The organism is Roseivirga seohaensis (assembly GCF_001592945.1).
GTDB lineage: Bacteria > Bacteroidota > Bacteroidia > Cytophagales > Cyclobacteriaceae > Roseivirga > Roseivirga seohaensis.
This window is the reverse complement of the sequence record NZ_LRPB01000023.1, coordinates 349,922-372,362: the sequence shown is the minus strand read 5'-3', so window position 1 is coordinate 372,362 and position 22,441 is coordinate 349,922. Positions and strand designations below refer to the sequence as shown.

General features: G+C 39.6%; 17 protein-coding genes. 12 read left to right on the top strand and 5 right to left on the bottom strand.

All coding sequences use genetic code 11. The features are described 5' to 3' along the window. The first annotated feature begins 29 nt into the window (after positions 1-29). The 3 genes from AWW67_RS08030 to AWW67_RS08020 all read left to right on the top strand — a co-directional run bounded on the left by AWW67_RS08030 (position 30) and on the right by AWW67_RS08020 (position 3,481). Entirely contained in the window at positions 30-1,208 is a 1,179-nt protein-coding gene (locus AWW67_RS08030; protein ID WP_053221681.1) for a thiolase family protein, read from the top strand. A 71-nt stretch (positions 1,209-1,279) separates the two neighbouring features. Next, positions 1,280-1,633, top strand: coding sequence for a four helix bundle protein (locus AWW67_RS08025; protein ID WP_062300990.1), 354 nt, complete (start codon positions 1,280-1,282; stop codon positions 1,631-1,633). A 39-nt stretch (positions 1,634-1,672) separates the two neighbouring features. Beyond that, entirely contained in the window at positions 1,673-3,481 is a 1,809-nt protein-coding gene (locus AWW67_RS08020; RefSeq protein WP_062300989.1) for an acyl-CoA dehydrogenase FadE, read from the top strand. A gap of 77 nt (positions 3,482-3,558) precedes the next feature. On the opposite strand, the gene AWW67_RS08015 is transcribed toward AWW67_RS08020, so the two are convergent. The 3 genes from AWW67_RS08015 to AWW67_RS08005 form a co-directional block, all read right to left on the bottom strand. Next, on the bottom strand, positions 3,559-5,115 hold the full coding sequence (locus tag AWW67_RS08015) for an Rne/Rng family ribonuclease (RefSeq protein ID WP_062300988.1): 1,557 nt from the start codon (positions 5,113-5,115) through the stop codon (positions 3,559-3,561). A gap of 185 nt (positions 5,116-5,300) precedes the next feature. Further along, complete coding sequence (locus AWW67_RS08010) at positions 5,301-6,119, bottom strand: tetratricopeptide repeat protein (protein WP_062300987.1); 819 nt, start codon at positions 6,117-6,119, stop codon at positions 5,301-5,303. A gap of 21 nt (positions 6,120-6,140) precedes the next feature. Next, the gene (locus tag AWW67_RS08005) at positions 6,141-6,443 is read right to left on the bottom strand and encodes an HU family DNA-binding protein (RefSeq protein ID WP_053221676.1); all 303 of its coding nucleotides are present in this window, start codon (positions 6,441-6,443) and stop codon (positions 6,141-6,143) included. 155 nt (positions 6,444-6,598) lie between these two features. Here AWW67_RS08005 and mutY point away from each other — a divergent pair, with 155 nt between their 5' ends. The 9 genes from mutY to AWW67_RS07960 all read left to right on the top strand — a co-directional run bounded on the left by mutY (position 6,599) and on the right by AWW67_RS07960 (position 18,921). Then, the gene (gene mutY / locus AWW67_RS08000; protein WP_062300986.1) at positions 6,599-7,666 is read left to right on the top strand and encodes an A/G-specific adenine glycosylase; all 1,068 of its coding nucleotides are present in this window, start codon (positions 6,599-6,601) and stop codon (positions 7,664-7,666) included. A 34-nt stretch (positions 7,667-7,700) separates the two neighbouring features. Then, positions 7,701-8,138, top strand: a complete 438-nt coding sequence (locus AWW67_RS07995; protein ID WP_053221674.1) for a single-stranded DNA-binding protein — start codon at positions 7,701-7,703, stop codon at positions 8,136-8,138. 18 nt (positions 8,139-8,156) lie between these two features. Next, entirely contained in the window at positions 8,157-9,497 is a 1,341-nt protein-coding gene (gene gldE, locus AWW67_RS07990; RefSeq protein WP_062300985.1) for a gliding motility-associated protein GldE, read from the top strand. Continuing rightward, a complete protein-coding gene (gene gldD / locus AWW67_RS07985; protein WP_260311368.1) occupies positions 9,494-10,084 on the top strand; it encodes a gliding motility lipoprotein GldD in 591 nt (196 codons plus the stop codon). Before gldE ends, gldD begins: the two co-directional genes overlap by 4 nt. Positions 10,085-10,093: 9 nt before the next feature. Continuing rightward, positions 10,094-12,187, top strand: coding sequence for an ATP-dependent DNA helicase RecG (gene recG / locus AWW67_RS07980; RefSeq protein WP_062300984.1), 2,094 nt, complete (start codon positions 10,094-10,096; stop codon positions 12,185-12,187). A 476-nt stretch (positions 12,188-12,663) separates the two neighbouring features. Then, a complete protein-coding gene (locus AWW67_RS07975; protein ID WP_062300983.1) occupies positions 12,664-14,505 on the top strand; it encodes a site-specific DNA-methyltransferase in 1,842 nt (613 codons plus the stop codon). A gap of 9 nt (positions 14,506-14,514) precedes the next feature. Beyond that, positions 14,515-15,615: an AAA family ATPase gene (locus tag AWW67_RS07970; RefSeq protein WP_062300982.1), complete on the top strand. Its 1,101-nt coding sequence runs from the start codon at positions 14,515-14,517 to the stop codon at positions 15,613-15,615. Next, a complete protein-coding gene (locus tag AWW67_RS07965) occupies positions 15,612-16,283 on the top strand; it encodes a DUF4276 family protein (RefSeq protein ID WP_062300981.1) in 672 nt (223 codons plus the stop codon). The genes AWW67_RS07970 and AWW67_RS07965 overlap by 4 nt, the downstream gene beginning before the upstream one ends. 1 nt (position 16,284) lies before the next feature. After that, entirely contained in the window at positions 16,285-18,921 is a 2,637-nt protein-coding gene (locus tag AWW67_RS07960) for a DEAD/DEAH box helicase (RefSeq protein WP_062300980.1), read from the top strand. Between the two features lie 55 nt (positions 18,922-18,976). Here AWW67_RS07960 and AWW67_RS07955 read toward each other — a convergent pair whose 3' ends face one another. Continuing rightward, positions 18,977-21,130, bottom strand: coding sequence for a carbohydrate binding family 9 domain-containing protein (locus AWW67_RS07955; RefSeq protein ID WP_062300979.1), 2,154 nt, complete (start codon positions 21,128-21,130; stop codon positions 18,977-18,979). Positions 21,131-21,203: 73 nt separating this feature from the next. Next, positions 21,204-22,334: a DUF4221 family protein gene (locus AWW67_RS07950; RefSeq protein ID WP_141655405.1), complete on the bottom strand. Its 1,131-nt coding sequence runs from the start codon at positions 22,332-22,334 to the stop codon at positions 21,204-21,206. Between the last annotated feature and the right edge of the window lie 107 nt (positions 22,335-22,441).

Below are 22,441 nucleotides of genomic sequence, written 5' to 3'. Positions count from 1 at the left end.
CTAATGTCTGACCTCTAAAATCTTAAAATATGGACGCATATATAGTTGCAGGATATAGAACAGCCGTAGGACGTGGCAAGCGCAGTGTACTCAAAAGTGTACGTTCTGACGACATGGCTGCTGAAGTAATTAAACACTTGGTGGGCCAGGTGGCTAACTTCGACCCAACCAGAGTTGATGACCTGATCGTAGGTAACGCTGTGCCTGAGGCAGAGCAAGGAATGCAAATGGGAAGAATGATTTCATTATTGTCATTACCTATTCCTGTGCCAGGAGTAACGGTTAACCGTTATTGTGGATCTGGTCTAGAAGCTATTGCATTGGCTTCAGCTAGAATTCATGCAGGAACGGCAGATTGTATTATTGCAGGCGGAACAGAATCAATGAGTCAAGTGCCAGTAATGGGTTATAAAACGGCTTTGAATTACAAGCTGGCTACAGAGCATAAAGATTACTACTTGAGCATGGGCTTAACTGCCGAGCAGGTTGGAAAAGAATTCAAGATTACCAGAGAAGAATCTGACCAATTTGCTTTTGAGTCACACCAAAAGGCTGTGAAAGCACAAGCAGATGGCAAGTTCGATGATGAAATTGTTCCGATAAAAGTAACTGAGAAATTCGTTGACGCTAACGGTAAGATGGCTGAAAAATCTTACACCGTAGATAAAGATGAAGGACCAAGAGCGGATACTTCTATGGAAGTATTGGCAGGATTAAGACCTGTATTTGCGCAAGGTGGTCAGGTTACGGCTGGTAACTCTTCTCCGGTTTCAGATGGTGCATCTTTCGTGATGGTAATGTCTGAGAAAATGGTAAAGGAACTCGGTTTAGAGCCTATCGCCCGAATGGTTACTTACACAGCTGTGGGTGTTCACCCAAGAATTATGGGAATTGGTCCAGTAGACGCTGTGCCAAAAGCATTGAAGCAAGCAGGTTTGAAACAGTCCGATCTTGATTTGATTGAATTGAACGAAGCCTTTGGTGCCCAGTCTTTGGCAGTAATCAAAGAGCTGGATTTAGATCGCTCAATTTTGAATGTTAATGGTGGGGCAATTGCTTTAGGTCATCCGCTTGGATGTTCAGGAGCAAAACTTTCGGTTCAACTCTTCAACGAGATGAGAAGAAGGGGCAATGCTAAATACGGAATGGTAACGGCTTGTGTAGGCGGTGGCCAAGGCGTAGCGGGTATCTATGAGTTTTTGAAATAGAGGTTTAGTCCTGGGTATTGTGTGGTGTGTAATGTGAATTAGATCATTTGCAAATCATAAATGATGGATATATGAATAATAACAAAGAGTTAAGGGTTTGGCAAAGCTCCGTAGACTTTGCGGTGGATATTTATAAGTCAACAGAGAACCTACCTGCCGATGAAAGGTTTGGTTTGACTAGTCAGATCCGAAGAAGTGTAGTTTCTATCAGCTCAAATATTGCGGAAGGTGCTGGAAGAAATACTTCTGGAGAATTTAACCAGTTTTTAGGAATCGCCTACGGCTCTTCTTGTGAATTGGAAACACAACTAATCATTGCAAATAGATTGCAGTTTTTAAACAATGAATCATTCGGGCAGCTAGAGTTAGAAATTGATAAAATACAGAAGATGATCTATAATCTTAAGAAATCAATCAATTGCTAACCCACTCAATACCCAAATCAAAATACTAAATACAATAACATGTCAAGCGAAACAATAAAAGCATCAATCAAGGGAGGAGAATTCCTCGTAAGAGAAACCCCAGCTCAGGAGGTTTTTATTCCTGAAGAATTTAGTGAAGAGCAAAAAATGATGGCCCAAGCCTGTAGCGACTTCATCGAAACAGAAATTACGCCTAATGCCGATCGTATCGACAGTATGAAAGAGCCAGATTTGGTTCCAAATATTTTTAAGAAGGCCGGTGAGCTAGGTCTTTTAGGTATTACTGTGCCCGAACAATATGGAGGGCTTGGCATGAGCTTCAATACAAGTATGCTAATTGCCGATGTGATTGGTGCTGCTGGGTCTTTCTCTACCACTTATGGTGCTCATACGGGTATCGGAACCTTACCAATTCTTTATTATGGAACTGAGGCGCAGAAAGAAAAATACTTACCAAAACTCGCTACTGGCGAATGGGCTGCTTGTTATTGCTTGACAGAGCCTGACGCAGGTTCTGATGCGAATTCAGGAAAAACGAAAGCAGTGCTTTCTGCAGATGGAAAGCACTATAATATTACAGGTCAGAAAATGTGGATCTCTAATGCAGGTTTCGCTGACTTGTTTATTGTGTTTGCTAAAATCGAAGATGATAAAAATTTGACTGCATTTATTGTTGAGAAAACCTTCGGTGGAATCACAATGAATGAAGAAGAGAAGAAACTTGGAATCAAAGGTTCATCAACTCGTCAGGTATTCTTTAACGATTGCCCAGTACCAGTTGAAAACATGCTTTCTGAAAGAGGAAATGGTTTCAAAATCGCGGTGAATATCTTGAATATTGGTCGTGTAAAATTAGGAGCAGGAGTTTTGGGTGGTTGCAGAACTGTAATTTCTCATGCTACTCAATACGCCAACGAACGCAAGCAATTTGGCGTGTCAATTTCAAGCTTTGGTGCCATTAAAAGTAAATTGGCCGAAATGGCCACTAAAACCTACGTGACGGAATCTTTAGATTACAGAGCAGGTCAGAACATCGAAGATAAAATTAACGACCTGATAGCGGGTGGAATGGATGATGCTGAAGCTAAGCTAAAAGGTGTTGAGCAATTCGCGATTGAATGCGCTATTGCAAAAATACACAGTTCTGAAGTTTTAGATTATGTGGTAGATCAAGGCGTTCAAGTTTATGGAGGTATGGGCTATTCAGCTGACGCCCCAATGGAAAGAGCTTACAGAGATGCACGTATCGCTCGAATTTACGAAGGCACGAACGAGATCAACCGTATGTTGATGATCGGAATGCTTTTGAAACGCGCAATGAAAGGCGAACTAAACATGTTCGAACCAGCAATGGCAGTTTCTAAAGAACTCGTTTCTGTTCCTTCTTTCACTACCATCGACAAGTCAGTGTTATTCAATGCTGAAAAAGAAGTAGTGAAAAACTTGAAGAAAGTCTTCCTAATGGTAGGCGGAAAAGCTGCAATGGCACTTCAAGATAAAATCGAGGACGAGCAAGAGGTAATGATGAACCTTGCGGACATCCTGATTGAGATTTACGCTGTTGAATCTTCTATGTTAAGAACAGAGAAATTAGTGAGTCAAAGAGGCGAGGAGGCATGTAAAGATTATATCGCCATGACTCAAATTTATATGGCTGAAGCTGTTGATAGAGTGAACGCAGCTGCCAAAGAGGCAATAGCATCATTCACCAAAGGTGATGAACAAAAAGTGATGTTGATGGGCTTAAAACGCTTTACGAAAATGGATTTAGTGAACACCAAAGAACTTCGTAGACAAGTAGCCGATACAATGATTGCTAAGGGGAAATTCCCTTACTATTTCGCGTAAGAACAACCAAATAGACTGATAAAGTAAAAGGGAACCTCATTTGAGGTTCCCTTTTTGTTTAATTTGATGTTTTAAACTTAAGCTGTAATGGCTATTTCTTCGCCAAGCTTATTGTTAATGGTATAAGCCGAAAGACTTAAAGAACTGTCTTTTTCGATCTTCACCCAAGTGCGGTATTTCTTGTACCATTCCCACCTTTTAGAGAAAATTCCTCTAGTGAAATAAGCATGTAAAAAGGGGTGTACAGTTAATGTAATGCCTTTTTCATTTTGGGTACCAAGAATGTAATCGATGTTCTTTTCAATCGTATCTGATACAAGTATTGTAGCAGCTACTTTTCCCGTTCCTCCGCATGCTGGGCAGTTTTCACGGGTAGTAATGTTCATTTCTGGCCTCACACGCTGACGTGTAATTTGCATTAAGCCAAATTTGGTAATGGGAAGAACGGTGTTTTTTGCACGGTCTTCATCCATAATCTCACGCATTACTCTGTAAAGCTCTTTTTTATTTTCAGCTTTACGCATATCGATAAAGTCGATCACGATAATTCCGCCCATATCGCGCAGCCTCAATTGGCGTGCTACTTCTCTTGCGGCTTCAATATTTACAGCAAGTGCGGTACTTTCCTGATCTTCTCCTGCATTCGATTTATTACCACTGTTCACATCTATAACGTGAAGGGCTTCGGTATGCTCAATAATTAAATAGCCGCCCTTTGGCAAGCTTACTGTTTTACCAAAAAGCGATTTAAACTGCTTTTCGATTCCAAAACTTTCAAAGATTTTCGCTTTACCAGAGTAAAGCTTTACTATCTTTTCCTTGTCTGGAGCAATTTTATGGATGTAGGATTTAATCTCATTATAGATTTCCTTATCATCCGTGGTTACACTGTCAAAAGATTCGTTGAGGATATCTCGAAGTAAGGATGAAGCCCTACTCATTTCTCCGATTACCTTATCTTTTGGCTTAGCTTTATGTAGCTTTTTAATGCCTTCAATCCAAGTTTCTTCAAGGTTTCGGAGGTCTTTATCTAATTCGGCCACATCTTTTCCTTTCGCAACTGTGCGAACAATGACACCAAATTTTTCGGGTTTGATCGATGAAATCAGTCTCATCAATCTTTTTCTCTCGTCTCCATCAGTGATTTTCTTAGAAATATTGATAGAATCGGAGAAAGGCACTAAAACCATATAGCGCCCAGCTATAGACAACTCGCAAGAGAGTCGTGGCCCTTTTGTTGAAATAGGTTCTTTTACAACCTGAACAAGTATTTGCTGACCACGCGTCAGCACCTGGCCCATTTTGCCAAGCTTGTTGATGTCTGGCTCGCTCTTGAATTTGCTCAAGTTGCCATTAACATCATTGGCCGATTGGGCCATTCGGGTGTATTTATTCAGTGATTTGATCTGCGGACCAAGGTCAAGATAGTGCAGAAATGCATCTTTCTCGTACCCAATATCTATAAAAGCCGCATTCAGTCCTTGGACGATTTTTTTAACCGTTCCCAAGTACATATCACCTACCTTAAACTGGTTGTCATCATGGTCATGATGGAACTCAACCAGATTTTTATCTTTCAGAAGGGCTATACGACATCCATCTTGAGTCGAATTAATTACTAATTCGTTGCTCAATTTGAAAAAAGTTAAATGTTAATAATTAAACTAGTGATGCGTATAAGCACAAAACTAAGAAGTACTACTTCTTAGTTTTGTGTCTGTTTTTTCTAAGTCTTTTCTTTCTCTTGTGAGTTGAAATCTTATGTCTTTTTCTTTTTTTACCGCAAGGCATAATTCTAATGTTTTAATGAAATAATATTTTACTTAATTCTTTGCAGATACTCGTTAGCAGCTGTTTGTACTGCCGGATCGGTATCCATGTTTTTTACTTTCTGAAATTGGGCTTTCGCTTTATCGTTCTGGCCTGTTTCATAATAGCATACCGCTAAAAGGTAGTTGCCATCTAAGCTATTAGGATGGTAACCCACTAATGCTTCGAACCTTTCTACAGCTTTATCAAACTGATTTGACTGCATTGAAAGGCGACCCATGTTCAATAGGGCCTTTTCGTTTTTTTCGTCTGTTTCAAGTATTTCTCTTAACATCATAATTCCCTGCATAGGGTTAGAACTTGCAATAAAGGTCATCGCTAAATTGTTTTTAACATCCAGATTATCTGGTGTTTGTTCTAAAACCTTGCTATACATTTCACGGGTTTTAGTGCCAAGTCTTTCTACTTTTTGAGGTTCTAAAGCGAAAGTAAAGGCCTCGAAATAGGCGTCTCCGGCCTTCTGCCAAAGTGTAAGTGTATTAAATTCTTTTGCGAAAGATTCAGCATAATAAGCAGCGCTATCGTATTGGTTAATGGTTTGAAAAACAACCATCAGTGAATCCAATGCTACTTCATCTTTCTTAATTTTTGCGTTTGAAACTAGCTTTTCCTTCCAAAAATCAATTTTAGGTTGAATTTCTTCAGGGATTTCAGAGCTGTGGTCAATTACCTCTCCTCCTGGTTTACTTTCATCAACAAACTGTAAAGCCTCATTTTCTTTATTGTCAACTACAGAGGTGGGTAGCATGTACAGTAATACAACAGCTATAATTCCAACGCTCAGAAGTATGATTTGATTCTTTTTCATAATAGCCAATGAGGCTAAGGCTTATTTGTTCGCAATTTTTACTTTGTCACTCACTTTTACTTGTTCTACGAAAACCTTTGAAGGTTTAAAGCTTGGAACAAAGTGCTCATCAATTACGATGGCAGTGTTTTTAGAGATATTTCTAGCAATTTTTTTTGCTCTTTTCTTATTCACAAAGCTGCCAAATCCTCTCACGTAGATATTTTCACCTTCCGCCATTGAATCTTTTACTACTGTAAAAAGAGTTTCCACCGTAGTAGTAACATCAGATCGATCTATTCCTGTCTTCTCTGCTATTTGGTTAATAACATCTGCTTTCGTCACCGCTGTTAAATTTTAGATTTATAAATATTGTGTAAAAAACTAATTCCCAGTTATTTTGGCCTGCAAAATTACGAGTTCATTTCTAATTTAAAAAACAAACCCTCAAATTTTAACCAATACCTTGCAGGGGTATAAATTTGGCACAAGATAGCACTATGTTAGATAGTAAAGTGTTTGCAAATCAGTTAATTAACTGGTATGAAGAAAATAAAAGAGACTTGCCGTGGAGGAAAACCAAGAACCCTTATAGGATTTGGCTCTCTGAGATTATCCTTCAGCAGACGAGAGTTGCCCAAGGTTTGCCCTACTACGAGCGATTTATAGAGCAGTTTCCTACTATTCACGATTTGGCAAGTGCTTCCGAAACCGAGGTACTCCGTTTATGGCAGGGCTTAGGCTATTATTCTAGGGCCAGAAATCTTCATGCCTGCGCTAAAATGGTGGTTAAAGATTTTGCCGGAGAGTTTCCGTCTGGCTTTAACGAATTACTCAAATTAAAAGGAATTGGGCGATATACCGCAGCAGCAATTTCGTCATCGGCTTTTAACAAACCCAATGCCGTAGTAGATGGCAATGTATATAGAGTGCTCAGCAGGGTGTTTGGTATTGAAGAAGATATTTCGAGTACGCAGGGCCCGAAAATTTTTGAAGCTAGAGCGAATGAGCTTTTAGATAAAGAAAGGCCAAACCAATATAATCAGGCCATTATGGAATTTGGTGCTATTCAATGCTCACCAAAATCTCCAGCATGTGGTATTTGCCCTTTTAAAGATTACTGTTTTGCTTTCAACAATAATAAAGTTGATAGTCTTCCAGTTAAAACCAAGAAGACCAAAGTTAGAAAAAGGTACTTTACTTATTTGGCCTTTCATTCGGAACAAGCGTTTTTGATGAAGCAAAGAGAAAAGGGCGATGTTTGGCAGGGCTTGTTTGACTTTTATTTGTTGGAAGACAGCAAACCGATTGATGTGGAGGGGGTGATTTCAACACTTCATAAGTTAGGTTTGAACAGCTCAATTATAGGTGAAGAATCAAAATTATACGAACATGTTTTGACGCATCAACGTATTTTCGCCAACTTCGTGAAAATTGAACTGATAGGAGACGATGAAACGAGGCTAGTCAGCCTTCACCCTGAATTGAAAAAATACTCTTTAGAACAAATATACAGCCTTCCAAAGCCAGTTTTGATTATCAAATACTTGGAAGATCAATGTTTTTAATTAATTTGTTCTATAGAAACAAAAAATAAATATTATGGCAGGAGTAAACAAAGTAATACTAGTAGGCAACTTGGGTAAAGATCCAGAAGTGCGCCACCTAGAAAGTGGAAGAGCTGTAGCAAATTTTTCTTTGGCTACGAGCGAATCTTATAAGAACAAACAAGGCGAAAGAGTAACCACAACCGAGTGGCATAATATTGTACTTTGGAGCCCACTTGCAGAAATTGCCGAGAAATTTTTAAAGAAAGGCAATCAGGTGTATATTGAAGGTAAACTGACCACCCGATCTTGGGATGATCAGGATGGAAATAAGAGATATACTACCGAAGTTGTTGGAAATAATTTAACAATGCTAGGTACTAAGTCTGATAACGAAGGTGGAGGAGGTAGTTCTTCTTATTCACCTAGTTCAGAGAAATCTAGTGAAGTTTCGAGCATTCCTGAGGACGACTCAGATGATTTGCCATTTTAATTAGTTAAAAATAGAATATTGGAATCAGCAACTGACGATCCCTATCCTAGTTTGGCCCTTTTGGCCTTAGCTCAAGATGTTTCCACTCCATACCTTGTGGTTAATGGAGTGGTTTTTATTTTTTTGGTTATACTCTCGGCCCTTATTTCAGGTTCCGAAGTGGCATTTTTTTCCTTGAATGATGACCAAATTGATGAATGTAAAAATGACGACTCTCCCGCTAGCCGATTAATTATTCAATTGATGGAAAGACCGCGCCATTTATTGGCCACTATTCTCATCATGAATAATTTGGTGAATATTGCCATTGTTACCCTTACCACTTTTGTAACCTGGGAAATTATAGGTGAAAAAACCAGTGAAGGAACCATCGTAGTTGCCTTAACGGCAGTGGTTACTTTTGTAATTCTCTTTTTCGGAGAAGTGCTTCCTAAAAACTTTGCCACCCAGAACAACCTAAGATTTTCGAGAGCAACGGCTCGAATGCTTTTTTTCTTTGAAGGCATTGTAAAGCCTGTGGCTTATGTGTTGATCAAATTCACTCAACTTATTGAAAAGCGCGTAAAGAAAAAGGGGCACAATATTACTGTGGATGAACTGAATCAGGCCCTTGAAATGACTACGGGTGATGATACAACAGATGAAGAAAAGGGAATACTAAAGGGAATTGTAAACTTTAGTACGCTTACTGTTCGGCAGGTAATGAAATCAAGAATGGACATTACCGCAGTAGATATCGAAGTGGATTTTCACGAGCTGATGGACAAAATCAACAAGAGCGGATTTTCTAGAATTCCTGTTTATAACGAGACAATTGATAAAATTGAAGGGGTTTTGTACATCAAAGATTTGCTTTCTCATGTAGACAAGGAAGAAGATTTTAAATGGCAAGAGTTGATGCGCCCGGGTTTCTTTGTTCCTGAAAATAAAAAGGTAGATAGCCTCTTGAAAAACTTCCAAGACAAACGTGTCCACATGGCCATCGTGGTGGATGAATACGGAGGAACTTCTGGACTGATTACCATGGAGGACATTATTGAAGAAATTGTGGGTGAAATCAATGATGAGTTTGATGATGACGATATCGCCTTCAACAAATTAGACAATAATACTTACGTTTTTGAAGGCAAAACCTCCTTAAATGATTTCTGTAAAATCATGGAAATCGACCCATATTACTTTGATCAGGTAAAGGGAGAAAGCGAATCGCTAGGTGGACTCTTACTAGAATTGCACAGTAAGCTGCCTAGGGCCGGAGAAAAAATTAAGTTTGATAAGTTCCTTTTCACAATAGTTGCGGTGGACGTTCGTAGGATTAAGAGGGTTAGAGTTTTGATCAACCGTAAAGTTTCAGTTTGAAAAAGTCCATTCAGAAATTACTACTGCTTTCATTTGTGCTTATGCTTGGCTTTTCGGCTTGTGAGCAAACTTATTTACCCAAACCAAAAGCTTATAATCGAATCGATTTACCAGAATCAGCTTATCAGGTTTTGCCCGATACTTTCCCGTATCAGTTTTTTTATTCTCAATATGCAGAGCTATCGCGCGATACTTTTCCAAAATCGGGTAGGTACTACATCAATTTGTTTTACCCCGATTACGATGCCGTCATTCAAATCACATATAAGGATTTGAAAAACCCTGATAATAACGTGGAGGAACTACTTACCGAAGCCTTTGACCTTACCATGAAACATAACTCTAAAGCTTATTCAATTAGGGAAAGTATAATTGCAATGCGCAACAACCAAGTAGCAAGCATAGCCGAGTTGGCAGGAGAAGTGCCCAGCCAGTTTCAGTTTTTTACTACCGATAGTACAACACATTTTTTTAGAGGAGCATTATATTTCAACACCGCCAACAAAAACGATTCACTTCGACCAATAATTGAATTTATTAAGAAGGATGCAATTGAAATGTTGAACACTTTAGAATGGAAATATTAAATTGTTTCCGTGCCGTCATTTTTCGAAACACGCATAGAATTTATTAAGGGTGTTGGCCCGCAAAAAGCAGCGCTGATAGGTGCCGAAATTGGCCTATTCACTTATGGCGATCTTATTCAACATTACCCTTTCCGCTACGAAGACCGCACCAAGTTTTACCCTATTGAAGAAGTACATGGCGATATGCCTTTCGTTCAGATTAAAGGTAAAATCAGAAGAATTGAAACGGTGGGCGAAATGCGAAAAAAGCGCCTTGTTGCCCATTTTGAGGACGGAACGGGTACCCTTGAACTGGTTTGGTTTAAGGGAATTCAGTTTATAGCCAAGAAAATACAGCTGGGGGTAGAATACGTGGTGTTTGGCAAACCCGCTACTTTTGGTAGAAAAGTTAGCATTGCGCATCCTGAGCTTGAAGTGCTGACCACCCAAAATGAAAAGGCTTCATTCCTTCAACCGGTGTATCATACTTCCGAAAAAATGAAGACCAAGTACTTGGACAGCAAAGCCATTTCAAAAATGGTGCGCCAGGTAATGATATTGTCTGAACCACATATCCACGAAACGCTCCCTCAGCATTTAGTGGCGCGTTATGGTATGATTGAAAAGAAGCTGGCACTTTGGCACATACATTTTCCGGGCAACGAAGAGTTGTTAAAAAAAGCCCAATTTAGGCTAAAATTTGAAGAGCTGTTCTTTATTCAGTTGCGCCTGCTCAAGTTAAAACTGACCCGAACTGAAAAGTACCGTGGAGCGGTGTTTAGCGACTCCAGTTTGCTCACCGATTTCTACAATAACCATTTGCCCTTCGACTTAACAAATGCCCAAAAGCGGGTAATCAAAGAAATTTACTTCGACATGAAGTCGGGCAAGCAGATGAACCGTTTGCTGCAAGGCGATGTGGGTAGTGGAAAAACCATTGTAGCCTTTATATGCATGCTTTTGGTGGTGGGTTCTGGTGCGCAAGCCAGTATTATGGCTCCTACCGAAATTTTGGCCGACCAACATTTTCAGGGTTTAAAACCCTTTGCCGATGCTTTAGGCATTGGCATTGCAAAACTGACAGGCTCTAGCAAAAAGAGCGAGCGCAAGGTAATTCATGCTGGCTTGCTCGATGGAAGCATCAGCATTCTAGTGGGTACACATGCTTTGCTCGAAGATGTGGTTCAGTTCAAGAATTTGGGCTTGGCCATTATTGACGAACAGCATCGCTTTGGGGTAGCGCAAAGGGCGAAGCTTTGGGGCAAAAACGAACGTTTCCATCCGCATGTGTTGGTAATGACGGCCACTCCAATTCCACGCACTTTGGCCATGACGCTTTATGGAGACCTAGAGGTTTCCATTATTGATGAACTGCCTGCCGGGAGAAAGCCCATTAAAACCTTACATGAATACGATGCTAAGCGGCTTCAAGTATTTGGTTTTATGAAGGAAGAAATCAAAAAGGGCCGACAGATTTATGTGGTTTATCCTTTGATTGAAGAATCTGCCAAGCTGGACCTGAAAGATTTAGACGATGGTTATGAATCCATTCGCAGGGCTTTCCCCGACCAGCACATTAGCATTGTGCATGGCAAAATGAAACCGCAGGACAAGGATTTTGAAATGCAGCGTTTTATTAAGCACGAAACCCAAATTATGGTGGCTACCACGGTGATTGAAGTAGGGGTAAATGTGCCGAATGCTTCGGTAATGGTGATTGAAAATGCCGAACGTTTTGGTTTGGCGCAATTGCATCAGTTGAGGGGCCGTGTGGGGCGTGGGGCAGAGCAATCTTATTGTATTCTGATGACAGAGTACAAGCTGAGCAAAGAAGCCCGCACGCGACTGGAAACCATGGTACGCACCAACAATGGTTTTGAGATTGCCGATGTAGATTTACAGCTCCGTGGCCCAGGCGATATTACCGGAACCCAGCAAAGTGGTGTGCTCGATTTACTCATTGCCGACATCGCGAAGGACGGCCAAATTCTGCAAGCCGCCAGAAATGCCGCCAGCGATATTCTTGAAGCCGACCCCAAGCTAGAAAAAGAAGAAAACCGCAATATCCTCCGCCATATCAAGTCCCTTAGAAAGGCAGTGGTGAATTGGGGGAGGATTTCGTAGTGTTTAGAAATCAGTTATCAGTAGATCAGGAAAGATGAAAACATCAGTTCTTCTGCCCTTGTTGGTGTTCTTCACCAACAAGCTGATGAGCCTTTTATAACAAAATTACTCTTGTTTTCGATGGCGAAGGTTTATAAATAGAGCGTGCTACTCAAATGGCTATGTGCACAACAAACGGCACTTCTTTGTGCGCGTTCATGAAACATGTAAGCATATACTTGTTTTCTTGTGCATGTTAATGTGTTATGCACAAAAAAGCGGGTGCAACATTCTTATTAAAAGCTAAACGTTAGAGCTAAAAAAGACCTTAGTGAATTTGGGGAGGGTTTCGTAGAGGGTAGATGTTAGAGAACAGACGTTAGATTTTAGAATACAAATCCAGAAAAACAATAGAGATTTGGAATCAAAATAGAAGTGTTACTCAAAAAATCATTAAGATTGTTAGCCTTTGGCTAAAGCAATAAAAAATACAAACCATGCCCACACTCAATTGGATAGGAAAAGAAAAAGTGGTGAACCACCACAGAGATGTGCCTTTTCGGGTATTAGAACACAAATATCATTTTGAATACTCGCCTGAAAGCGAGGCCGGTGAAAATGAAAAAAGTTTATCTGCCGAAGCTTTAACGCAAGAAGGAAACATGATTATCCATGGAGATAACCTAGAGGCACTAAAAGCGCTGCTTCCCAAATACGAGGGCAAAATCAAATGTATTTATATAGACCCGCCCTACAATACTGGCAATGAAGGCTGGGTATATAATGATAATGTTAACCACCCCAAAATCAAAAAGTGGCTGGGCGATGTAGTAGGCAAAGAAGGTGACGATTTAACAAGGCATGACAAATGGCTTTGTATGATGTATCCAAGGCTTAAACTACTACATAGGCTTTTGGCCAACGATGGAGCCATCTTCATCTCAATTGATGATAATGAGCAGGCCAACTTGAAGTTGATATGCGATGAAATTTTTGGAAATAGGAATTGTATAGGACCGATCATACAAAATAAAATGAATGCCAAAAATGATACAGTTAACATCCAAAAAAATCATGAGTTCATTTTGGTCTATAGAAAGGATAGTAAGATAACCAAAGGGTCAAAGACTTCGCCAACACTTTTAAATCAGACAATTAAGGAAAGAGAAGTTTATGAAGAAAATGGACGGTACTACTTCATTAATGATGCAATTACGACAAGGGGAGAAGGTGGAGTTCTGAATGCACGCCCTAATCTTGGGTACACAGTATATTTTAATCCAGAGACAAATCAGAAAGAAGCCATCCTCGATTATGATATTGAGCTAGCAAAGGAATCTAACAGCATAAAGGACATTTATTGTACCGATAAAGAAAAGTTAGCTAATGGATTTATTCCGATTAGGCCACCGAAGGTTAGAGGTAAATTAGGGTGTTGGACTTGGTCATTGGATAAGTTTAATGCTGAAAAGGATAATATTATAGTGACTGGAAAGAAAGGTGCGTTCGCAGTGAAGAAACGAACGTTTGTTGAATCCAGTCATGTCGTCAAAAAGGAGCACAAATTATTCTATCAGGATGTAAATAGTCGTAACTCTAGAAGCATTTTGGACTTTTCAACAAACGATGGGACAACTGAACTTAGTAATATTATGGATGTTCAAAACATATTTGATAATCCAAAGAACATCAGTATGATTGAATATTTAATTGGCTTAATACCTAATAAGGATGCATTGATTCTAGACTCCTTCGCTGGTTCAGGCACAACAGCCCATGCGGTGATGAACCTAAATAAACAGGATGGAGGCAACCGCAAGTTTATTTTGGTGGAGATGGAGGATTATGCCGAAACCATTACTGCCGAGCGGGTAAAGCGGGTAGCAAAAGGTTATGGAGAAGGCAAAAAAGCAGTAGAGGGCACAGGCGGTAGTTTTGATTATTATACTTTGGGCGAGCCGCTTTTTGTAGGAGAAAACAAGGAATACCTAAACGAAGCCGTAGGCATAGAAAAGATTCGAGAATACATTTGGTACAGCGAAACCCGCACCGCCCTCCCCGTCATTGCGAGGAATGAGGAACGAATGGGGAATGAGGGAGATCGCTTCGTGCCTCGCGATGACGAGCCGTTTTACCTAGGCAACAAAGACCAAACCGCCTATTATTTCTTTTATGAGCCTCAGCAGGTTACTACTTTGGATTATGATTTTTTAGCTACAATTAAAACCAAGGCAGAGCAATATGTAATTTATGCCGATAATTGTTTACTTTCTAAGGCATATATGAGCGAGCACAACATTATCTTTAAAAAGATACCACGCGATATTTCAAGATTTTAAGACAAGGATATGATCGATTATCTGGAAATAGAAGGATATAAATCCATCAAAGAGCTCAAAATTGAGTTGAAGCCCATCAATATATTGATTGGTTCTAATGGTGCTGGAAAAAGTAATTTTATTTCTTTTTTCAAATTGTTGCGGGCAATCTTTAATCAACGATTGCAGCACTTTGTTTTGGAGGAAGGCAAGGCTGATAATTTATTATACTTTGGTCGTAAGAGAACGGAATACCTATTTGGTAAAGCAATCTTTACAGAAGGGCGTGATAATAATGCATATTTTTTTACGCTAGTACCGAATAAACAAGGAGGGCTATTCTTAGGGGAAGAAGGTGCTGGCTATAATGTATCACGAGATAAATATGGCAACTACTTCACAAGGTCTAATATTGAGGAGAGTGCGGTTGCTCGCGAAAATTACCCTCGAAATCAATATCTCAGAGATTACCTTAAGCAGTTACAAATTTTTCATTTTCATGATACTTCTTCCAGTAGTAGCCTAAGAAGAGATTGTGATGTAGAAGACAATTTATATCTTAAGCATGACGGTGCAAACCTTCCTGCTTATTTGTACTACATGAAGATGAAGCACCCTATAGTGTATAAAAGAATTGAGTACACAGTACGTAGTGTAGCACCATTTTTCGACCATTTTATCTTAGAGCCAAGCCGTCTTGGTGACGGAAGAATTGAGCTAAGATGGAATGAAACTGATGATGTGGATTCCAATTTTTCAGCTTCACAATTCTCTGATGGTACAATTCGTTTTATAGCCCTTGCCACGCTTCTTTTGCAACCGAATCCACCTAAAGTAATTATTATTGATGAGCCAGAGTTAGGACTACACCCATTTGCAATAACTAAATTGGCAGGAATGATCCAAGCGGCTTCTAGCCGTACCCAGCTTATCATTTCCACACAAAGTGTAAACCTTGTAGATCAATTTGATCCAGGGGATATTATAGCCGTAGATCGTAGCAGAGAAGAAAAACAGTCTATTTTTATGAGGTTAGACGAAGGTAATCTAACTGAATGGCTCAATGAACACACAATGGGTGAGCTTTGGCAGAGAAACATCATTGGGGCAGGTCAACCGTTTAAGCAATGAAGCGACTCATCATTATTGGGGAAGGGCAGACCGAACAGGCCTTTTGCAAAGACATTTTGCAACCTCATTTTTTAGGTTTTGATATTTTTATTGAGAACCCAACCATATCTAAAAGTGGTGGAGGTATTGTACAATGGACACATTTAAAAGCTGATATTGAACGCCTTCTAAGAAGTTCGAATGCCTATGTGACTTTGCTTATTGATTACTACGGACTTAAAGATAAACATGCTTTTCCGAGTTGGGAGCAGTCGAAAGCGATCCCGAACAGAGTTGAACGAATGAGTCATTTAGAAGCAGCCATGCATAAAGACATTGCTGAGCAATGGAAACACAGGTTTATCCCCTACATTCAACTTCATGAATTTGAAAGTTTATTGTTCGCAGACGAAGAAGTTTTCAAAAGGTCTTTCACCCAAGAGGAATATTCTGATTATGAATATTTGGAAACTACTTTTAGGGAGTTCGAAAATCCAGAAGATATTAATGATGGTTCAATGACCGCCCCTTCAAAAAGGCTCGAACGCATATTAAGGGACTATACCTCAAATAAACCAAGCACAAAAGCATTATGGGGGCCAATGCTAGCGGGTGAAATTGGGTTAGATCAAATCAGGCGAAAATGCCCCCGTTTCAATCAGTGGATAGAAAATTTAGAGCAGATTTAGGATGGAGCTTAAAACCTACCAGCATAAAGTAATTGAAGACTTAGCGTCTTATTTAGAATATGTTCAAGAACATAAAAACACCCATTTAGCTTTTAGCAAATACTGGGAAGATAAGATTGGGCCATATAACCCTTTGACAGGGGAAGGCATGGAGCCCTACAAAAACAATATTCCCAATGCTGCCCATGTTTGCATAAAAGTACCTACTGCTGGAGGTAAAACCTTTATTGCCTGCAATGCGCTACACACCATTTTCAATGCTTATGGCAGTGAACTACCTAAAGCTGTGGTTTGGTTAGTGCCTTGGAGCAATCTGCTTGATCAAACAGTTGAGGCGCTGAGTAATCCAGAACACCCATATCGTCAAAAACTTGACACGCTTTTTAATCACCGCGTAGAAGTTTATCAGAAAAAAGATTTACTACAAGGGTCTAACTTTAACCCCACGGTGGTTCAAGATCAGCTCTCCATTATTGTAATGAGCTTTGCCAGTTTAAGGGCTTCAAATAAAGAAGACAGGAAAGTTTATCAGGAAAATGGTCAGCTGGCTTCTTTTGTAAGTCAGTATAAAGATCAGTCTCATGTAATGGAAGACACAGATGAAACCGCTCTCATTAATGTCATCCGCAGTCTCCACCCTGTTTTAGTGGTAGATGAAAGCCACAATGCGGAGAGTAATTTAAGTATTGATATGCTTAAAAATCTCAATCCTTCTTTTATTCTTGACCTTACGGCCACTCCAAAAGACAATAGCAATATTGTAAGCTTAGTGCCTGCTATTGAGCTTAAAAAAGAACACATGGTGAAGTTGCCTGTGATTGTGTACAATCATCATGATAAAACGGAGGTGATCAATAGTGCACTGCATTTGCAACGAAAATTAGAATTGCTGGCGATAAAAGAGCGATCGGAAGGAGGTAAATACATTCGTCCGATAGTTCTTTTCCAAGCGCAACCTAAGACCAAAGATGACAATACCACTTTCGATAAATTAAAAGAGCAGTTATTGAAAATAGGTATTCCAGAAGAACAGATCAAGATTAAAACGGCCAATAAAGATGAGCTGAAGGGAATTGATTTAATGGATGAATCTTGCCCTGTGCGATATATCATAACAATCAACGCTTTGAAAGAAGGTTGGGATTGTCCGTTTGCATATATTTTGGCTTCCTTGGCCGATAAATCTTCTGCTGTTGACGTAGAACAGATTCTCGGAAGAGTACTGCGACAACCCTATGTAATGAGGCATTTAGCATCATTGCTCAATGTATCATACGTATTGACGGCATCGGCAAAATTTAATGAGACACTTCAAAATATAGTAGAGGGTTTACAGGCCTGTGGTTTTAGCGAGAGAGATTATCGTCAAAAGGACATTATGCCTGAAGAGGTGAAAAAGGTGTCTGGTGGAGACCCGATGGAATCTTTTTTATTTCCAGAGCAGCAGGTTGAAGCTGAGCAAGACGAAATTGATAAGGAACGAATCTCTTTTAATCCAGACATCGAAAGCGAAGTAGCTACTAATGATTTGGTAGTTGCAGAGATAGAGTCAATGGCTGAAGAGCAAAACCAAGAGATGGAGGCCGAAATAGAGAAGCAGAAAAGCCAACCTATTGATGAAAACCAATTTATGGAAATGGGAGAAAAAGTGAAACGATATCGACTACTAGATCAACACAAAGCACTTGCCACCACAATCACCCTTCCCCAATTTTTTCTTGAAACCCCACAAGGAGACATTTTTGGAACAGGTGAAGAATTACTGAATCAAGAAGCGCTTTTAAAGAATTTCAAACTTTCAAACGAGGACACCAAAATTGACTTTGAGCAAATTTCATCTGACCTATATAAAGTTGATATAGAAAAAGTTGGTAAGGATCAGTACACTCCGCGATTTACCAAGATTGAAGATCAGCAGGTAAAAGACCCAATGGTTGAGTATATTTTGGCCAAGCCCAAAGAAAATCAGGTCAAAGATATTGCACACCAACTCATTCAGATTATTGGCGACATGTACCCGATTGCAGAGCAGGAAATAAGGAAGTATGTAGAAAGACTTTTGGATACGCTAAACGCTGAGCAGTTACAAGACATCCTTATCCGAAAACTTAGCTATGCCAAGCGAATCAAAGAAAAGGTGCAATTACTAGCGGATGCTTATGCAGAAGAACAATTCAACGACTTTGTAAAAATAAGTAAGGTGGTGACCAAAGCCACTTGGAAGTTTCCCGCGGCAATTGTGCCTGGTCAATTAGGAGGATCAATCAGTAACTCCCTTTACGAACGTGAAGGTTCAATGAATAACTTCGAGACTACTGTGATTGCTGATATTACCAGTATGTCTAATATTGCTTTTTGGCACAGAAACCTAGGGCGAAGCAAAGGGTTCTCTATTAATGGTTTTAAATCAAACCATTATCCTGATTTTATTATAGTCACTAAGTCAGGAAACATCATAATACTGGAAACCAAGGGAGACGATAGAGATAACCCTGATAGTGCTTCAAAAAGAAGGCTCGGTAACAAATGGGCTGACCTTGCTGGAAAAGAATATCATTACTTTATGGTGTATGATAAAATATCTCCAGAAGGTGCGTTTAACAGGTCAAAAGCGAAAGACCTGATTGGGAAACTTTAGCTTTTACCAAATGTTGAAAGAACCAATAACCAACCCCTCTTAACTACACACCCATCTACCATCTCCACAAATAGCTGGCTTTAAAGAAGAAGCCGCTGGCTTTTTGTAGGTATTGGTCATCATTTACGTACTGGGCGCCATCCCAACGGGTTTTTTCATATACAGAACCCCATCCCAGATGAACTACAGTACCAGGAATGTAGGTAAAGGACACCAAGAAATTAGGGCTAAGTACCTTAGAAAGGCTATTGTATTGGGCAATGCCTCTAAAGAACAGGTACTTATTCATTTGGTAAACCACGCGTCCACGAGCAATGTGAATATCATAGTATTTTACATCCGTGTCCGAATTATAAAGCGAGTTAAAAGTGTGAGTGAACTGCGCGCTAAACTTGTCGGACAATTGGAGGGTAAGGTTGTTGCTAATGCGCTTGCCATACCCTTGGGCCAATTCTCTGTAGTAAGTTCCGTTGTCCCAATCGTAGCTAGTTTTAAAGAAAATGCGCTTTGTAATCTGCGAACTCGCCTGTAGGCTAATGGTTCCGTCTTTAAATTCTTGACCTAAGTAAATTTCTGAAGAATGATCTGCAGAAACAGACAAACGTGTGTTTCGGGGTAGGGTAGCTGCCAATGAAAGGTAAAGCACATGCTCATTAAGTCCGCTGGGTTTATCTTTTGTGAGCGAGGTGTAAAGTTGCGGATCTATGCGTTTGATTAAACCATCACCTTTTGGAAATATTTTTGGGTTTAAACTTAGCGTAACTCGACTAATTCCTGTTCGGGTAATATAGCCTACCTCTGACCTAAAGTCTTCACCAATATCTAACAGACTAAAAGAGCCATTAAAATTTCGGGTGTTTCTAGAAACACTAATGGAGCTAGAAATACTGTTAGCCAAAGGGCCGTCTTCCGTAAGTTTGGTTCGGGAATTCAAAAAATGACCTGTCACTTGGTTCGACTGATTGAAACGGTATTGGCCATCAAAACCTAATACATCATTCGAAGCCCCATTTCTTCTACGAGTTGTACCAATTAAGCCCACATAGCTGTCTTGAGAAAGCGAACGCATATAGCGCATTACGCCAACATCGGCAGTTTCATCTTGGGCAAAATCTGGTAAATGTTCATCCGCTCTGTCTACTGCGTATATGCTAGAAATGATGTTTTTATCGCCAATCTTACCCGTCAGTTTGGCGGCTCTTTTCGGAGATACAATTGATCTAGAATTGACCACTGAACTTACAGGAGAGAAACCACCTGTTCCAGCAAAATTGAAGTTCTCGTTTCCTTCTAAAAAGAAAGGCCTTCTTTCAGGGTAATTAACAGGAAAGCGCTGGTTTACTTCTACCTGTTGCGCATCAGATTCTACTTGGCTAAAATCTGGGTTGATGGTAGCGTCAAAAACCAATTCGGGCGTAATACCGATTTTGGCCGTTAGGCTGGGTTCAAAATTATACTCCTTTTTGTATGCTCCGTTTATATGTTCTTTATTGATGGCGTAAGTAACAGCAGGCAATATCTCCACTAATTTGGGTTTCTTTACCCTATCATATTGTATCGGCATCATTTGGGTAAGAAAAGCAAAGCCTTGTTTTGGGTCTAGTGCCGGAAAAGTGCCCTGAATAGAAAAACGGCTAATCCTTCGTTCGAAAATTACACCCATTTCTACCTGGCCGTCCTTAACAGTATAGCGAATACTTTTAAAAGGAATTTTGGCTTCTACCACGTAGCCATCATCCACTATTTTAGCCGCGCTGTACCAAATCAAATCTAGACCAACATCCTCATTACCTGCGGCAAATCGCGTATCCATTTGAATACCATTTGGGTTTACATACAAGCCATAAAGAGATTGGGCACTGTTAAATGAGTCGAGGTTGATGCAAATCCAATCATCGGCCGAAATTTTATCGCGTGCTGCAATCGATGTTTTTATCAGTTTGGGGTCGTCAAAACACTTAAAGGCGAAGTATAAGTTTTCATCGTCATGTGCCATATAAGCGATGGTTTGAAAAGGCATGTCCTTTCCAAAATCTGGTACAAAGGTTTTATAGCCAGTTACATTAGGGCTATTTTTCCAAATGTCTTCATCTAAAACCCCATCTATTTTTGGGGGTGTTTCTACATAGACCGACTTAATTTGAGCGTTTGCCTGAAATTTAAATAGAACAACGAACGCAATGACCGAGTAAAAAAGAGTTTTCAACATAAAAAATGGTTGCTTAAGCAAAATTACTTCGATTCACTAAAAAAAGGTAACCACTTATATATTTTGAATTGGTTTACTTGATCTTCAGCGTTTTAAACCTCATCTCTTCTTCGTTCTCTTGACTTTTAGCGTAGATGTGAATTCCTTTTTCTGTGGAGAAAACAAGAGGTGCTGAAAGGGTGAGGTTGACATCCTCCAAAATATCACTTTCAGCTATTTTCCTAAAGTTAGCATCGAATACCACTACTTTGTAGTTTCTAGCTTTGGCTTCAATAACCTCTTTTTGATTCATTTGAGAGTAGGTTAGCGGTAAGTTGACAAAGCGCCAGTAAGTGTCGGAATATGCATCGTAATGAAGCCTGGAAAAAGAAGGGTTCTCTAGATATTTTGCTCTTGATTTTTCGTGTTTTATATCTGACTGTGATTTATAATAATGACCATCAAAATCATCAATTGCCGATGACTTCATAGGATGTTCTTTTATGATCCCATTTTTAGTAAGCTCGAAAACAGTGTGACTTAAAGGGTAGCTAACAACGAGTGATTCTGTTTTGGAGTTTAATGTTGGAGATATAAATCCTTGAAGACCTCCAGAAATCATGTTTTTATAATTTTTAGGGTAGTTTAAAAATGTGGAAACTGATGAATCTGATTTATTGATTCTGACAATTGAGGGGAATCTATAGTCAGCAAGCATTGTCTTAATATCGTGGCCCGCTAAGATAGGCACATAGATAAATTCATTATTTGCAGAAGCTACAGTAGTTCCAGTTGCCAAATAAGCTCCAAATGTGTTTTCCTCTTGCTTAAATACATACTTGAAACTTTCCCTGCCTTTTTCATTTACAGCATGGGCAGATTGTTTATAATAACTGAAAACATAAATATCATCTTCATCTGCCATTAAGCCTGTAGATTGATACATGCTTTTTGGCCCCTCTTGTGCAATATTAATGGTACTAGCTACACTTAACGACTCTTGGTCAAATAGCTTTATGCTAAAATTTACAGGATTGTAGAAAGCAAAATAATCTTTATACCTCACAGGGCCGAATGCCTCAAAGGAGGTTTCGTAATCCAAATTGAAAACAAAGTCGTCTCCGTAAACTATCTGCCTCGCTGACTGAGACTGAAGAGAGAGGGATATGATACAGAAGGCCAGTGAAAAAATTTTAATCCTATTACTTATTCCAAAAAATTTCATAAACCAAAATAGTAATACTTTGGCTGAAAATGAAATGGGGTACTGCTGAACAACCAAATTTCCTCACAAAGTAGACCCTAAATGTGATGTTGTATTTCAGAAATTGA

Excerpts from the sequence above, each read along its gene's own strand:
- AWW67_RS08010 (WP_062300987.1), bottom strand. The coding sequence starts at position 6,119 with ATGAAAAAGAATCAAATCATACTTCTGAGCGTTGGAATTATAGCTGTT.
- mutY (WP_062300986.1), top strand. The coding sequence starts at position 6,599 with ATGTTAGATAGTAAAGTGTTTGCAAATCAGTTAATTAACTGGTATGAA.
- AWW67_RS07955 (WP_062300979.1), bottom strand. The coding sequence starts at position 21,130 with ATGTTGAAAACTCTTTTTTACTCGGTCATTGCGTTCGTTGTTCTATTT.
- AWW67_RS08030 (WP_053221681.1), top strand. The coding sequence starts at position 30 with ATGGACGCATATATAGTTGCAGGATATAGAACAGCCGTAGGACGTGGC.
- AWW67_RS07975 (WP_062300983.1), top strand. The coding sequence starts at position 12,664 with ATGCCCACACTCAATTGGATAGGAAAAGAAAAAGTGGTGAACCACCAC.
- AWW67_RS08020 (WP_062300989.1), top strand. The coding sequence starts at position 1,673 with ATGTCAAGCGAAACAATAAAAGCATCAATCAAGGGAGGAGAATTCCTC.
- AWW67_RS08025 (WP_062300990.1), top strand. The coding sequence starts at position 1,280 with ATGAATAATAACAAAGAGTTAAGGGTTTGGCAAAGCTCCGTAGACTTT.
- AWW67_RS07960 (WP_062300980.1), top strand. The coding sequence starts at position 16,285 with ATGGAGCTTAAAACCTACCAGCATAAAGTAATTGAAGACTTAGCGTCT.
- AWW67_RS07965 (WP_062300981.1), top strand. The coding sequence starts at position 15,612 with ATGAAGCGACTCATCATTATTGGGGAAGGGCAGACCGAACAGGCCTTT.
- AWW67_RS07950 (WP_141655405.1), bottom strand. The coding sequence starts at position 22,334 with ATGAAATTTTTTGGAATAAGTAATAGGATTAAAATTTTTTCACTGGCC.
- AWW67_RS07970 (WP_062300982.1), top strand. The coding sequence starts at position 14,515 with ATGATCGATTATCTGGAAATAGAAGGATATAAATCCATCAAAGAGCTC.
- AWW67_RS07995 (WP_053221674.1), top strand. The coding sequence starts at position 7,701 with ATGGCAGGAGTAAACAAAGTAATACTAGTAGGCAACTTGGGTAAAGAT.